At 66.9% G+C, this 13,866-nt stretch carries 13 protein-coding genes; 8 read left to right on the plus strand and 5 right to left on the minus strand.

Annotated elements, in window-relative coordinates:
* Positions 1–65: 65 nt before the first annotated feature.
* A complete protein-coding gene (locus GGR13_RS10865) occupies positions 66–500 on the plus strand; it encodes a GntR family transcriptional regulator (protein WP_183213541.1) in 435 nt (144 codons plus the stop codon).
* Positions 500–1,219, plus strand: coding sequence for a GntR family transcriptional regulator (locus GGR13_RS10870; RefSeq protein WP_183213542.1), 720 nt, complete (start codon positions 500–502; stop codon positions 1,217–1,219). The genes GGR13_RS10865 and GGR13_RS10870 overlap by 1 nt, the downstream gene beginning before the upstream one ends.
* On the opposite strand, the gene GGR13_RS10875 is transcribed toward GGR13_RS10870, so the two are convergent.
* Together GGR13_RS10875 and GGR13_RS10880 are read right to left on the minus strand one after the other, a co-directional pair.
* On the minus strand, positions 1,216–2,100 hold the full coding sequence (locus tag GGR13_RS10875; protein WP_183213543.1) for an alpha/beta hydrolase: 885 nt from the start codon (positions 2,098–2,100) through the stop codon (positions 1,216–1,218). The two genes, GGR13_RS10870 and GGR13_RS10875, sit on opposite strands and share 4 nt — an antisense overlap.
* A complete protein-coding gene (locus GGR13_RS10880; RefSeq protein WP_183213544.1) occupies positions 2,100–3,143 on the minus strand; it encodes a TauD/TfdA family dioxygenase in 1,044 nt (347 codons plus the stop codon). The genes GGR13_RS10875 and GGR13_RS10880 overlap by 1 nt, the downstream gene beginning before the upstream one ends.
* Positions 3,144–3,242: 99 nt before the next feature.
* Here GGR13_RS10880 and GGR13_RS10885 point away from each other — a divergent pair, with 99 nt between their 5' ends.
* From GGR13_RS10885 to GGR13_RS10905, 5 genes are read left to right on the plus strand one after another with little or no spacing between them, the layout of a single operon-like run.
* Positions 3,243–4,112 carry a TauD/TfdA dioxygenase family protein gene (locus GGR13_RS10885; RefSeq protein WP_183213545.1) on the plus strand — a complete coding sequence of 290 codons (870 nt, stop codon included), beginning with the start codon at positions 3,243–3,245 and terminating at the stop codon, positions 4,110–4,112.
* A gap of 37 nt (positions 4,113–4,149) precedes the next feature.
* Entirely contained in the window at positions 4,150–5,943 is a 1,794-nt protein-coding gene (locus tag GGR13_RS10890; protein ID WP_183213546.1) for an acyl-CoA dehydrogenase, read from the plus strand.
* A gap of 2 nt (positions 5,944–5,945) precedes the next feature.
* Positions 5,946–6,731: an enoyl-CoA hydratase/isomerase family protein gene (locus GGR13_RS10895; RefSeq protein WP_183213547.1), complete on the plus strand. Its 786-nt coding sequence runs from the start codon at positions 5,946–5,948 to the stop codon at positions 6,729–6,731.
* 10 nt (positions 6,732–6,741) lie between these two features.
* Positions 6,742–7,347 carry a DUF1214 domain-containing protein gene (locus tag GGR13_RS10900; protein WP_183213548.1) on the plus strand — a complete coding sequence of 202 codons (606 nt, stop codon included), beginning with the start codon at positions 6,742–6,744 and terminating at the stop codon, positions 7,345–7,347.
* Entirely contained in the window at positions 7,344–7,889 is a 546-nt protein-coding gene (locus GGR13_RS10905; protein ID WP_183213549.1) for a DUF1254 domain-containing protein, read from the plus strand. The genes GGR13_RS10900 and GGR13_RS10905 overlap by 4 nt, the downstream gene beginning before the upstream one ends.
* 7 nt (positions 7,890–7,896) lie before the next feature.
* Here GGR13_RS10905 and GGR13_RS10910 read toward each other — a convergent pair whose 3' ends face one another.
* The gene (locus GGR13_RS10910) at positions 7,897–8,571 is read right to left on the minus strand and encodes a GntR family transcriptional regulator (protein WP_183213550.1); all 675 of its coding nucleotides are present in this window, start codon (positions 8,569–8,571) and stop codon (positions 7,897–7,899) included.
* A gap of 210 nt (positions 8,572–8,781) precedes the next feature.
* Here GGR13_RS10910 and GGR13_RS10915 point away from each other — a divergent pair, with 210 nt between their 5' ends.
* Positions 8,782–10,941, plus strand: coding sequence for a TonB-dependent receptor (locus tag GGR13_RS10915; protein WP_183213551.1), 2,160 nt, complete (start codon positions 8,782–8,784; stop codon positions 10,939–10,941).
* A 19-nt stretch (positions 10,942–10,960) separates the two neighbouring features.
* Here GGR13_RS10915 and GGR13_RS10920 read toward each other — a convergent pair whose 3' ends face one another.
* Both GGR13_RS10920 and GGR13_RS10925 read right to left on the minus strand, forming a co-directional pair.
* Complete coding sequence (locus tag GGR13_RS10920) at positions 10,961–12,580, minus strand: long-chain fatty acid--CoA ligase (RefSeq protein ID WP_221230616.1); 1,620 nt, start codon at positions 12,578–12,580, stop codon at positions 10,961–10,963.
* Between the two features lie 14 nt (positions 12,581–12,594).
* Positions 12,595–13,836 (minus strand): hypothetical protein, encoded by a 1,242-nt coding sequence (locus GGR13_RS10925; protein ID WP_183213552.1) that lies wholly within the window; start codon positions 13,834–13,836, stop codon positions 12,595–12,597.
* Positions 13,837–13,866 lie beyond the last annotated feature (30 nt).

The raw sequence follows: 13,866 nt of genomic DNA on the forward strand, positions 1-13,866 counted from the left end.
GGAGACCAGCGCCGTTGCCGCCCCCCCAGCCTTCAACCGGTCCCGAGACGCACGAAGATGAAAGCATGGCGGGCGACGCCATCGCCGACCTGTTCGTCGATCGGATACTCGAAGGCTTGAATGCACCGGGTTCCAGGTTGACGGAACGCGAGATCGCCTCGGTCGCCGGATGCACGCACGCACGCGCCCGCGAGGCCCTGCATCACCTCGAGAAGGCGGGCGCCGTCCGGATGTTCCGGCATCGAGGCGCGGTCGTGCTGAGCGCGGAGGATGCTCCGCCCCAGGAAATCGAGGCGGTCTGGGCGCGACTGCTGTCCCTGCTTGAGACCCTGGCCGGAGAGCGGTTGTCGGCATCGAACTCAGACCTCGACGCCCGCGCACGGTTCGCCGCGGAGACAGCGCAACTGGACCGCCTGGGGGCGCTCGCAGGCGACCTGAAACTGACGGTTCTGCTCAAGCGGCTGGCGCTGCATCGGGCCATCGTCTCGGTGTCCGCCTGATGGATCCGGTCCGGGGCTATCTCGAAGGGACCGAGGATCTGGTCGTCGGCGTGGCGCGGACGGCGTCCGTCGCAGATCAGATCGCCGCCTGGATTCGCGACCAAATCCAGTTCGGACACATCAAGCCCGGCGACCCGGTGCGCGAGACCCCGCTCGCCGAACATTTCGGGGTCAGCCGGGGGCCGGTCCGAGACGCGCTGAAGATGCTGGACCGCGAACGTCTGATCGACCTGGGCGGTCGCAGCGGTGCGGTCGTGCGGACGCAGTCCTCCGCTGAGTTGTTGTCCATCTTTCGCATCCGCGCGGAGATCACCGCCCTGACCATGCGGACGGCGGCGGAGCGTGAGCGGCGCAATCCCCGGCACCTGGACGCCATTCGAGACGGCGCCGCCGCGCTGGTCGCCCTGGCCGTGGACCGAGACGCGCCGGTGTCCGACTACATCCGCGTACGGCGGCGACTGTCGACGGTGATCAATCTGGTGGCGGACTCACCCTACCTGAACCGGCTGGGGCTCGAACTCGAACTGGAGATCGCGCTGCACTGGGCGGCGATGATGGGCAAGGCGAGACAGCATCAGTCCTCGCGCGCCTGGCTGCGCATCGCCGACGCCATCATCGAACGCCGCCCGGACGATGCCGAACGCGAAGGCCGCGCGATCGTCCTGGATTCCCTGAGCGAACTGCTGAGACCTGAAAAGGGGATCGTATCGCCGCTTTAGGTTTGCGACCCGGACAGGAACGACCCGATCCGGTCGCTTGCGGCGAGAGCTTCGGGGGCGCCCGGCACGGCCTGCCAGACGTGGAACAGGCCCTCGCCCACGAAGAGTGTCGCCTCCACGCCGTCCGCCCGCGCACGATCATGAAGCCGGGCGGCGTCGTCGAACAACACCTCCTCGCTGCCGACCTCGATCCACAACAGGGGGAAACCCGACAGGTCGGCGTGAAGCGGCGACACCAGCGGCCGACGGCGGTCCCCGACGGGCGCATAGGCATCGGCGAAGGCGGTGAGCACCGCTTCGCTCATATAGGGATCACGCCCCGCGCGGTCACGGATCGACGCCCCGCCCAGGGTCAGGTCCGTCCAGGGCGAGAGCACAGCTACCCGGGGCGGCAGGGGCAAGCCGTCCTCACGGAGCCGCAACAGCAGAGCGAGCGCCAGGCCGCCCCCGGCGGAGTCTCCGGCCAGCGTCGGAGGCGCGCCCTCGGTCTCGCAGAGCGACCGGTACACGGCGAAAGCATCGTCCAGTCCTGCCGGAAAGGGATGTTCCGGAGCCAGACGATAGTCCGGCACGACTCCCACGCGGTTCGCCGAACGCGCCAGTCGCCCGGCGAGCTCGCGGTGGGTTCGTGGCGAACCGACGCAGTAGCCGCCGCCGTGCAGGTAAAGGAGCGTCCCTCCGGTTGCCGCCCCGTTGAGCCGCTCGCCCGCCACACCGGCAAACACGCCCGCCTCGACATCGATATCCGTCGCCGCGAGCAAGAGTTCGGCATTCGCCTCGAAAGCAGCCCGACGCTGAGGCAGGGTGAGATGAAGCGCCTCTGCCCTCGCCCTGCGATGACGAAGTAGATCGGCGGCAGCCTGGATAGCCGGACTGACCATCAACCGGGATCCCCCAGGGCCAGTCGGCGAGCGTGGCTCGCGGCGAACTCGCGGGTGGTTCGATAGGCGGGCGGCAACGGACGGCGGTTCCGTCGCAGGGTCGACCAGATGCGCAGCATGTGGCGCTTGCGCTCCGGCTCCGGCCATTCCTCGTAGGTCGTGCGTGCGTGCAGCACGGCATGATTGCTGGCGATCTGGATGTCTCCGGGCTGCATTCGGAAGGTATGCACATGGTTCGGGTCGTTGAGGGCGGCGTCGAGCGCATCGAGCGCGCGTCGCTGCAAGGGGGTCAGCGGCGCGACCCCGTCCAGCCGCTGCGCCAGTTCGATATAACCCCGCTTGTACAGGATGTTCAGCCGCCCCGCATGATCGGTCAGGACGGGCGCGGTCTGGAACGGCCGCTCCGGGCCGAGTTCGCCACGCGCGTCGAAATGAAAGTCCTGCTGCAACACCATCGCCAGCTCGGGATCGGTGGCCAGCAGGGTGTTGAACGCCTGACCCACGCTGACGACCCGGCTGAGCCCCCCCGACATGGCGTCCTGGACGCACAGGAAAAACAGGGCGTCGGAGCCGTCTCCGTGGAAATCCAGCTCGACGTTGGTCTGGTATCCGCGAAGGGTTCCGCCCAGAAAGGCGGCGGTGGCGCTGGCCTCGTCGGCGAAGACATGCGCCGCGCGAACGTGATGCAGTCTCTTTCCCGAGGCGTCCTGCGGTTCCGGATACCCCATGTGGGACGCCAGACCCCAGAACAGGCGTTCGATGTCCGGCATCGACAGTCCCTCGATCGGAACACCGCGTAGCAGGGTCACGCCCCGCCCCCCCTCGATCTGGTCGATGATGCCGTCCAGTACTGGGCCTAGGGTCGGGAGAGGAAATTGATGCGGTTCGATCTCCTCAATCGTCAGCCTCCGGACCCGCGTATGTTCCAGCGCCGCCAGACACTCCGCTCTCTGGGTGGCGTCGAGCGTGTGAATCCAGGAAGGATCGGCCTGAAGCTGGGCGGCGGTCCATAGAGGGGGGCCGACGACGGGAGTGGTCCGCATGGCATCATCCGATTGTTCGTAAGGCCAAGAACGCCTCACCTGGCCTATTGTCAATAATCTACATGATGGCATAGTGCGGTCGGCCGCAAGGAGGGCTGCATGACCAAACCCGCCACCGCGCCATTCGTCGCTGACCGCCCCCGCCTCGCCTACAGCCATATTCTGGTCCGCCCGCTGACACCCGCGATCGGGGCTGAGATCGAGGGCGTCGACCTGACCACCGACCTGTCCGACGCCGTCTTCGCCGAGGTCGAGCGGGCCTTCGCCGAGAATCTGGTCCTTTTCTTCCGCAATCAGCCGATGACGCCGGACCAGCACCTGGCCTTTGGCAAACGCTTCGGCGACCTCGCCATCCATCCGGCGGCACCTAGCGCGCCGGGCCATCCGGAACTGATGATCGTGGCCGCGGACGAACATTCGAGCCGTGCCAACGGCGAAGCGTGGCACACCGACGTGTCGTGCGATCCCGAACCCCCGATGGGCAGCATCCTGCACATCCGGACCTCTCCGACGGTGGGTGGCGATACACTGTTCGCCAGCATGTACGCGGCCTGGGACGCCCTGTCAGACGGAATGAAGGCCCGCCTGGCGGGTCTCAGCGCCGTTCACGACGGCGAACATGTCTATCGCGGCCTGTACGCCGACCAGGGCGTCGCGGACCGGCCGAAGTACCCAGTATCGATCCATCCCATCGCGCGGGTGCACCCCGTGACGGGCAGAACCGCCTTGTTCGTCAACTCGGGCTTCACCACCCGCATCGTGGGACTGGCTCCGGACGAGAGCGACGCCCTGCTGAAGTATCTGTTCCAGCACCTTCAGCACCCGGCCTTTCAGTGCCGGTTCCGCTGGACCCCCGACGCCGTGGCCTTCTGGGACAATCGCTGCACCCAGCATCATGCCGTGTGGGACTACTGGCCGGCTCGCCGGTTCGGCCATCGCGTCACCGTCAAGGGCGACCGCCCGGTCTGATTCCCACGCTTCTCCCCTGCCCCGCGAGACCTTCTGAATGTCACTTCTGCTGTCCCGTCGCGATCTGGAGTTCCTGCTCTACGACTGGCTTAAGATCGATGGCCTGACAGCCCGGCCGCGCTATGCCGAGCACTCGCGCGAGACCTTCACGGCGGCGCTGGCGCTGTGCGAGACGCTGGCGACCGATCACTTCGCGCCGCACAACCGCCTGGGCGACGAGAACGAGCCGGTGTTCGAGAACGGCCGCGCCCGCATCATTCCCGAGGTCAAGGCGGCGACCGATCTGTTTTCCGAGGCGGGTCTGATCGCCGCCGGCGCCGATTTCGACCTGGGCGGGATGCAGCTGCCCCAGACCATTGTCCAGGCTGGCCTGGCCTGGTTTCAGGCCGCGAACGTCGGCACCGCCGCCTATCCCTTCCTGACCATCGCCGCCGCCAACCTGCTGATCGCGCATGGCTCTCCGGCACAGATCGACCGCTATGTCCGGCCGATGATGACCGGCCGTTTCTTCGGCACCATGTGCCTGACCGAGCCGCAGGCGGGGTCGTCCCTGTCGGATGTCCGGACCCGCGCGGAGCCTCAGCCCGACGGGTCGTGGCGCCTGTTCGGCTCCAAATGCTACATCTCGGGCGGCGAGCACGATCTCAGCGAGAACATCGTCCACCTGGTCCTGGCACGGACGCCGGATGCGCCCCCCGGGGTCAAGGGCATCTCCCTGTTCGTCGTGCCCAAACGCCTGGTCGAGGACGACGGATCGTGCGGCGCCCGCAACGACGTCGCCCTCGCCGGCCTGATCCACAAGATGGGCTATCGCGGCGTCACCAGCACCATCCTGAACTTCGGCGAGGGCGCGCATCGTCCGGGCGAAAAGGCCGGCGCCATCGGCTGGCTGGTCGGGGAGCGTCATCGGGGCCTGGCTTGCATGTTCCACATGATGAACGAGGCCCGGGTCGGGGTCGGACTGGGGTCCACCGCCTTGGGCTATACCGGCTATCTGCATGCGCTGGACTACGCCCGCACGCGGCCGCAGGGACGCAGCCCCGTGAACAAGGATCCGACCTCGCCCCAGGTCGCCCTGATCGAACACGCCGACATCCGGCGGATGCTGCTGGCCCAAAAGTCCTACGTCGAGGGCTCGCTGGCGCTGAACCTGTACTGCGGTCGCCTGCTGGACGACGAACGGACGGCCGAGGATCCGGCCGATCGCGCCCGCGCGACCCTGCTGTTGGACATGCTGACGCCCATCGCCAAATCCTGGCCGGCGCAGTGGTGCGTAGAGGCCAACAGCCTCGCGATCCAGGTGATGGGCGGCTACGGCTACACCCGCGACTATCCGGTCGAGCAGTTCTATCGCGACAACCGGCTGAACCCCATCCACGAAGGCACCCACGGCATTCAGGCCATCGACCTGCTGGGCCGCAAGGCGGTGATGCAGGGCGGCGCGGGGCTGCGTTTGTTGGCGGACGTAATGCGCCAGACCTGCGCGCGGGCCACCCATATCGGCGGCGAACCGGCAATCTTCGCAAGCCAGGTCGAAAGCGGCATCGCCCGAATGGAGGCCACCACGGCGCGACTGCATGGGCTGGGCGATCCGGAACGCACTCTGGCCAACGCCTGGACCTATCTGGAGGCGGTGGGGCACCTCGTCGTCGGCTGGATCTGGCTGGAACAGCGGCTGACGGTCGGCAATGCGACCGGCGATTTCGAGGACGGAAAGCGACAGGCGGCGCGTTACTTCTTCCGCTGGGAAATGCCGCGTATCGACGTGGGCTTCGACCTGCTGGACAGCCTGGACGACACCCCGCTGGCCATGCGCGACGCCTGGTTCTGAGGATGACCGACGCCCCTGTTCTGAGCATCGAGGAGGCCGACGGCGTCGTCGTCGTGAGGCTGAACCGGCCCGAGGCCAGGAACACTCTGAACCCGCCCCTGATCGAGGCCCTGACCCGAACCGCCCAGGATCTGCGGCGACGCGCGGACGTTCGCGCCGTCGTCCTGACCGGGACCGACACCTTCTTCTCAGCCGGCATCGACCTCAAGGGCGAGCCCGACGGCGGCACGCTGTCAGAGCGCCGCGTGCGCGCCCTGGTGGGACCGGACCTGTGCCGCGCCTGGGAGGAGATCGAAGCCGTCACGATCGTCGCCATAGAGGGCTACTGCGTCGGCGGTGCCTGCGCTCTCGCCCTCGCCTGCGATTTCAGGGTCATGGGATCGGGCGCGATGATGCGGCTGCCGGAGGTGGCGCTGGGCATGAACATGAGCTGGGGCGCCGTGCCCCGCGTCACGGCCCTGATCGGACCCGCCCGCGCCAAGCGGTTCATCATCGAAGGCGCACCGACGACGGCCGAGACCTGCCTCGCCTGGGGCCTCGCCGACGAGGTGGTCGACGACGGCCAGGCTCCGGACGCCGCCCGCGCCTGGGCGTCGCGGATCGCCGCCCTTCCTCCCCTACCCGTCCGAATGACCAAACAGGCGGTCAACGCCTGCGCCACAGCCCTGCATTCAGCCACCGCCTTCATGGACAGGGATCAGTTCCTGCTGACCCTGACCACCGACGATCTCCGCGAGGGCGTGGAAGCATTCACTCAGAAGCGGCCTCCGGCCTTTCATGGCGACTGAGGAGACCAGGATGACGCCGAACAGACGGTTACGATGGCTGGCGCCCCTCGTGGCGCTTGTCCTGGCGCTGGCGCTCGGGGCCGCTTCCGGCTTGCTCGTCGTCATGAAAGGCGAACAGATCGGTCAATCCAGCCACGACCACTGGCTGGGCAATCGCGGCGTCGGATCGACGCGAGCCGATCCCTGGACCAGGGCCATCATCGCCCGCATCGGCCTGCTGGCGCTGAACCGATCCGAGACGATCTATTTCACCCGCTATAGAGACGACCAGGGGCGAGCTTTTCGAGCTGACTGTATCTACGAACTATCCGGCGCCGACCTGCCGGCCCGCTGGTGGTCCGTAACCCTTTATGGCGAGGACGACTTCCTGCCGCCGAACGACGACGGCGCCTTCAGCATCGACGCGACCCGAACGATCCGCGACGCCTCCGGTCGCTGGCGGGCGCGCATCGCCATGACGCGCGACGGTGCGCCAAACTGGATTTCGAGCCGTGCCGCAGACGGCTTCGATCTCTCGCTTCGGCTCTACAATCCGTCGCCGGAGGCACTGGCCGACGAGACTGCGATTCCCTTTCCGGCGGTCACCCGCCTGTCTTGCCAGGGAGACGATGCGTGAAGCCGCTGACGTTCAAGGGGCTGGCGCTCGCGGCCTTGAGCCTCGCTGCTTTCGCACTCGGCCATATGACTGTCGTGGCGGCCTATCCCTATTGGGCCATGAACTCTGCGATGGACCGGATCAGCCAGGATGGCGCGGCCGTGAACCAGTGGCGTCACGGTCAGCGCGCCACTGGCAGGTCGCGCCGGATCGTGCGGCCCTCGCCGGATCTGGCCAACTCCAGCTGCGTCTACGATCTGGCCGCTGGTCCGGTTCGCGTCACGGCCGCCCCGTGGGACGGCTACATGTCGGTATCCGTCTACAGCGCCAACAGCGACAACATCTTCGTGGTGAACGATCGAAACGCGCCGGGCGGGGTCGACATGATCATCTATCTTCGCGGCACGCCCCGTCCGTCGGGCGCCGATCTGGTGGTCGAGTCCCCCAGTCGAAAGGGCATCGTTCTGCAGCGCAGACTGGCGCCGACAGCCGACCGGTTCGGCGAGGCCGCAATGGCACGCGCCGGCGACACCTGTTCTCCGCTGACCGATGGACAGGGCTAGCAGCCCCCTACTCGTCCACCTGCCAGAGATCGGCGTGCAGGGAGGCTCGGTCAGCCGCCTTAACCGAACTCTGCATGAGCGCTACATGCGCCGTTTCCGCTCTGTCTCCGTCGCGCGCGCGGATCGCCAGAGCGACATCGATCCAATGGCGGGCGACCGCCCGCCTTCGGGGAGGCGTCAGCACGCCGTGCCGCGCCATTTGAACCAGCCCGCCGCGCATCAGCGGTCTGATCTGTTCTTCCAGGCTGCGGCTCCGCGCCACGGTCAGAATATAGCCGCCCAAACCCCAGGTCAGGCGAGAGAACGCTTCCGGCGTCATGGCCGCGTCCATGGACGCATCTGCGATCTCGCGGGCCAACCGCTCGATCTCATCGCGCTCTTCGGGGGTGGCCCGAACCGCCGCGAACCTTGACGCCAGTCCGCTGAGCCGCAAGGCGATGAAGACAAAATCCCCGTCCAGGTCCGCGGGGCTTTGGGTGACGCGCGCGCCCTTGCCGGGATCGAGCGTCACCCAGTACTCGGCCGCCAGACTGTGCAACGCTTCGCGTATCGGCCCACGGCTGACCTCGTATTCGGCGGCCAGCGATTGTTCGCGCAGACGCTCTCCGGGCCGGATTTCTCCCGTCTGAATCTTGCCGACGATATCCATGGCGATGCGCCGGGCGGACGAAATCCGGGTCAAGACAGTGGGTCCCAGCTCTCAGGACATCTCATCATCCGCACTGCCTAACCCCTCAGCGGCCATCTGTCGTCCCGCCTGATCGATCATCTGGAGATCACGAGTTGTCGATTATTGACATAACGCGAATTGTAAACATTACTGCAAATCCTCGGACGATCCAACGATCCGTGGGGGAGCGATCGACACAGGTCGCAAGGGGGAGATCTTCGAATGACTGGATATCGCACAAGGCGAATCTGGCTGGCCGGCGTCGCCGTCGCGAGCCTTTCCTGCGGCTTGTCGCCCGACGCCGCTCAGGCCCAAAGCGGGCAATCCGCTGCAGAGCCCGCCGCCGACCTTGAGGAAATCATCGTCACGGGGCGAAAGCGCCCGGAGCGGCTGCTGGATGTTCCGGCCGCGGCCACCACCTTCGACGCCGAACGCCTGGAACGTGAGCACATCGACAATCTGCCCGACCTGTTGCGCAGGACGCCTGGCGCCGTGACCGCCTATCTGGGCACGACGTTCAGCAGCGAGGTCATCATCCGGGGACAGGGCTCGGGCCGCGTCATCAACTCCGAAGTCGCCTCTGGCCTGTACCGCAATGGAGCCTACACGATCGGGGGCAACGTCGGCGGTCGCAATTTCAACCGGCTCGACCTGTTCGACGCCGAGCGCATCGAGGTGTTCCGCGGGCCGCAGGGGGGACTGTTCGGGCGCAACGCAGTCGGCGGCGCCATCAACGTCATCAGCGCGACGCCGACCGATGATCCTGGCGGAAAGCTCACGGCTCGTTATGGACGCTTTGAGCGATATGAGGTCGAGGGGGTCGTCAATCTTCCCATCAACGAGGCGGTCGGCCTGCGCGTCAGCGGCATCTATATCGACCAGAGCGAGGGCGCCTTCACCAACACCTTCGACGGCCGTTTTCAGGATCGCGAAAGCTTCGAGGGTGTCCGGGGTGTTCTGAGCTATCGTCCGGGAACGAATTTCGAGGCCATCCTGACCGCAGATGTCTTCAGCGAGGACGGACCCAGCTTCGCCGTCGGCAACTACAACCCAGCCGTCACATCCGCCCCCTACGTCGCCAACGACAACCTGGACAGCCGCTTCGAGCAGAGCCAGTTCTCGACCATCCTGGAGACGAACACAGACCTGTCGTTTGGTCGGTTCAGCACCAATACCTACTACGTCGCGCGCGACGGCTCGACGGTCGACGATCTTGACGGCTTCCTGAACATCACGTCTCCCCTGTTCGTAAACTACCGCCGCGACGCGACCGATGACTTCTATCGCTTCGGGCAGTCGGCCCACCTCGCCTCTTCCGGCGCGGGGCGATTCAGATGGCTGGTCGGCGCGGAATATCTCCGGTCGGTCGACGACTACTATGAACAGAGCCTGGGGCTCCCGGCGCCTGTTGCGGCGTCGAACAACACCGTGGCTGTGATTTCCGAGGACGATGCCTATGCCGTCTTCGGCAGTGTCGACTATGACCTCTCGTCAGACCTGACCCTGTCGGGCGACATCCGCTACAGCATCGACAAAAAGAACGCCGAGCAACGGTCGACGATTTTCTCCGCGACCAACGTCCCGACGATCATCACGGGCGATTTCTCCGAGACCTTCGACAATCTGTCGCCGTCCGCCTCCGTGACCTACAAGTTGGCGCCCAGAACGAGCGCCTACGCCCGAGTGGCCACGGCCTACCGCGCCGGCGGCTTCAACCCGATCCCTGACGGGGTCACGCCGCAGCGCTTCTCGATCTCGTACGAGGCGGAAACCACGGTGTCCTATGAAGCGGGGGTCAAGACTGAACTGTTCGATCGCCGTCTGCGGCTGGACCTGACCGCCTACCGCGCCGACACCAACGACATCCTGCTGACCGACCGCGTCCCGGTCGGGGCGACCTTCATCAACTTCGCCCGGAACGGCGGCGAGGCGGAACAGTTCGGCATCGAACTGGACACCACCCTGGTGCTGAACCTGGGTGATACCGGCGCCACCCTCACCTTCGACGGCGCCGCCAGTTGGAGCCAGGCCGAGTTCGTAAGCGGTACCCTGAACGGGTTCGAGATTCCCTATGTGCGTCCCTATCAGGCCAGTTTGAGCACAACCTATCAGACGCCTGTCGGCTCTGGGGATATGAAGGTCTTTGTGAATCACACCTTCACTGGGGCCTGGCGCGGCTGGCAGGACCAGCCCACGAACCGAAGGCTCGATGACCTGCATCTGCACAACCTGACCATCGGGGCGGAAACCGCGCGCTTGCGCGTGTCCTTGGATATCCAGAACCTGACCGATGAGTTCTACAATCCGCAACGCACCTCGGCGACGGCTATCCGCGCCAGCCGACCACGGACCTGGCTGGTATCGCTGACCGGCAAGTTCTGATCCGGCCGCGACCGCTTCGTCAGTGGGCGAGGCGGTCGCGATAGCGGTCGCGCAAGGCCATCTTGTTGATCTTGCCGGTGGCCGTCAGGGGCACGGTGTCGAAGACTACCTCATCGGGCATCCACCAGCCGACGATCAACGGCCGCAGGTGGTCCCGCACGGCCTGCTCGGTCAGAGCCGCATCCGCATGCGTCTCGATGACCAGGATTGGCCGCTCCTCCCACTTGGGATGAAACACGCCCACGACTGCGGCGATCCTCACGCCCGGGCACCCGGCGGCCGCGTTCTCGATGTCGATGGAGCTGATCCATTCGCCGCCTGACTTGATGACGTCCTTGGTCCGGTCGGTGATCCGCATGAAGCCGTCGGCGTCGATCGTGGCGATGTCGCCGGTGTCGAACCATCCGTCCAAATCGACGGCGCTGGCGTCCGCCCGGTAGTAGCGTTCCAGAACCCACGGCCCCCGGACCTCGAGCGTCCCAGAGGTCTCCCCATCGTGCGGGCACGGTTCGCCGGCCTCGTCGACGATCCTCATCTCGATGCCGAAGGGCGCGCGGCCCTGGCGCGTCCAGATGACCTCGTCGCAGGAGTCCTGACCCCGCTGCACCAGGCGCGGCGTCGGCGTCGAGATCGCGCCCAGCGGGCTGGTCTCGGTCATCCCCCAGATCTGGCGCACCGTGACGCCATAGGTCCGCTCGAAGGTCTCCGCCATGACGCGCGGCACGGCCGACCCGCCGATCACCAGCCGCTTCAGCGACCCCGTGGTTCCGCCCGTGGCTTTCAGATGGGCCAGGTACATGGTCCAGATGGTCGGGACTCCGCCCGAGAAGGTCACGCCCTCGTCCTGGATCAGCGCATGCAGGCTGGCCCCATCGAACCGATCGCAGGGCAGAACGATCTTGCAGCCATTGATCAGAGCCACGAACGGCAGGCCCCAGGCCGTGGCGTGATAGAGCGACTGGCACGGCATGATGCAGTCGAAGGCGGTGAAGCCGAGCGCACCGTCCAGACCGGCCGCCAGGGCGTGGAGAACCACAGAGCGGTGACTGTACAGAACGCCCTTGGGGTCGCCCGTCGTGCCCGAGGTGTAGCAGAGGAAGGCCCCCGCATTCTCGTCGAAGCGCGGCCATACGATGCCCGGATCGGACTCCTCCAACAGAGTTTCATAGCTTTCGGCACCGACGTCGCCCGCCGATGTCCGTTCCGCGTCCGCCAGCATGACAAACCGCTCGATCGTTGGCAGCCGCTCGCGCAGACGATCCACCAGCGCCGCGAATGACCGGTCATAGAGCAGCACCCGACTGCCCGCATGGGTGATCGTGAAGGCCAGCTGGTCGTCCGACAGTCGAGGGTTGGCCGTGTGCAGGACCGCTCCCAGGCCGGGCACGGCGAAGAACAGTTCCAGGTGTCGATGGGTGTTCCAGGCCAGCGACGTGACCCGGTCTCCCGGTGCGACGCCCAGAGCGGTCAACGCATTCGCCGCCTTTGCTGCGCGGCTCGCCAGGCCCCCGTGATCGTAGCGCCAGACCGGCTCCTCGACCAGGCGCGACACGATTTCCCGGTCGGCATGACCCCGCGCCGCGTGAACCAGGATGTCGCTGATCATCAGCGGGGTCTGCTGCATCAGGCCCGCAAGCATCGGCCTCTCCCTGGCTAGTCGGCGCGTGACAGGGCCGACCGGATCAGTTGCAGCATCCTGTCGGCCAGGTCGACGCTGAGGTCCGGCGAAACGCACGAAAGGTCGTCGGCCTCGGTGTGGTGGAACCGGTGCGCGCCGAAGACGCCGACCACCGGCCCGTAACCCGCCGCGGCGATATCGCCCAGTTCGCCACCCGCGCCCTGGTAGACGTCATGGGGGACCTCCAGACCCGGAGACCCGGCGAACGCGGCCCGGGCGGCCGGAAGCAGGGACGCAGACACGGCCAGAAAGCGTTGCGGGTCGGCGCTTGGGAGAGGGGTCAGACCACCGGGAACCTCACGCCAGTCCCGGGTCGCGGCATTGGCTCCGATGTGCACCCACAGCGCCGCTCGATCGACCGGCGTGGGCTCCCCTGAAAGATGCACACCCATCCCGGCATAGCCCAGTTCATGGGCCGTGGTGCTGATGGCCAGTATGTCCACACCCGCAACGCTGCGCGCCACCTCTTCGACGAGCAGCAGCCACGCAGCCAGGCCGGACCCTCGCTCTCCAGCGCAGATCGACCACCCCGAGCGGGGGGTGGACAGGATCAGGGTCCGGCCCGCGCCGCGGTCCAGGCGGCCCACGACATTGAAGACCTCTCGTGGCGCGTCGTCGCGCACGACGTGAAACGTCGCCTCGGCGCCATCCTTCGTCGGCAGGCTCACCGCCTCGCGCGGCGAAAGAACCGCGACCGGAACCGTGAAATCGTCGCCGACAAGGCCGGTGTTCAGCGGAACCGCAAGGCCGCTGGGGCCGTGGGTCACCAGAACCACAGCCTCAGCCCCTCGATCGGCTGCGGATCGCACACAGTCCTGAATGCGGCTGTCCCGGGCCGATGACCAGCGAGCGTGGGGCAGGTCGAGCACCGCGATTGCACCCGCCGACCCCGGGGCCATCGCCTCGGCCGCCTGCCGCACCATCGGGCCGACGACCTTTCCTGCCGGTGAGGCCGGATGGCCGACTAGAGGGACCGCGCCACCGGCCCAGGCGAGCGAGGCGGTGCTCTCCTGCGACCAGGTGGTCGTGAAAGTCTCCCTCGCCACGCGAAAGCCCAGCCGCGACAGATCCTCCTCGATCCATGCACCGACCGCCGCGTCGCCCGAGCCGCCCGTCCGCTTGTCGCCGAGGCGGCAGAAGCGCAGCAGCGCTTCCTCCGCCCGACCGAAGGCACCGACGGTTCCGGTCCGGGCAGGCGCAGGCGTATGGCCGCTCATTACGCCGGGCCGGGCCAAAGGCCGTCGAGC

The sequence above is a fragment of the Brevundimonas variabilis genome (genome assembly GCF_014199945.1).
In the GTDB taxonomy this organism is placed as follows: domain Bacteria; phylum Pseudomonadota; class Alphaproteobacteria; order Caulobacterales; family Caulobacteraceae; genus Brevundimonas; species Brevundimonas variabilis.

Coding starts and splice junctions, on each gene's coding strand:
- GGR13_RS10865 (WP_183213541.1), top strand. CDS start 66: ATGGCGGGCGACGCCATCGCCGACCTGTTCGTCGATCGGATACTCGAA.
- GGR13_RS10870 (WP_183213542.1), top strand. CDS start 500: ATGGATCCGGTCCGGGGCTATCTCGAAGGGACCGAGGATCTGGTCGTC.
- GGR13_RS10875 (WP_183213543.1), bottom strand. CDS start 2,100: ATGGTCAGTCCGGCTATCCAGGCTGCCGCCGATCTACTTCGTCATCGC.
- GGR13_RS10880 (WP_183213544.1), bottom strand. CDS start 3,143: ATGCGGACCACTCCCGTCGTCGGCCCCCCTCTATGGACCGCCGCCCAG.
- GGR13_RS10885 (WP_183213545.1), top strand. CDS start 3,243: ATGACCAAACCCGCCACCGCGCCATTCGTCGCTGACCGCCCCCGCCTC.
- GGR13_RS10890 (WP_183213546.1), top strand. CDS start 4,150: ATGTCACTTCTGCTGTCCCGTCGCGATCTGGAGTTCCTGCTCTACGAC.
- GGR13_RS10895 (WP_183213547.1), top strand. CDS start 5,946: ATGACCGACGCCCCTGTTCTGAGCATCGAGGAGGCCGACGGCGTCGTC.
- GGR13_RS10900 (WP_183213548.1), top strand. CDS start 6,742: ATGACGCCGAACAGACGGTTACGATGGCTGGCGCCCCTCGTGGCGCTT.
- GGR13_RS10915 (WP_183213551.1), top strand. CDS start 8,782: ATGACTGGATATCGCACAAGGCGAATCTGGCTGGCCGGCGTCGCCGTC.
- GGR13_RS10920 (WP_221230616.1), bottom strand. CDS start 12,580: ATGCTTGCGGGCCTGATGCAGCAGACCCCGCTGATGATCAGCGACATC.
- GGR13_RS10925 (WP_183213552.1), bottom strand. CDS start 13,836: ATGAGCGGCCATACGCCTGCGCCTGCCCGGACCGGAACCGTCGGTGCC.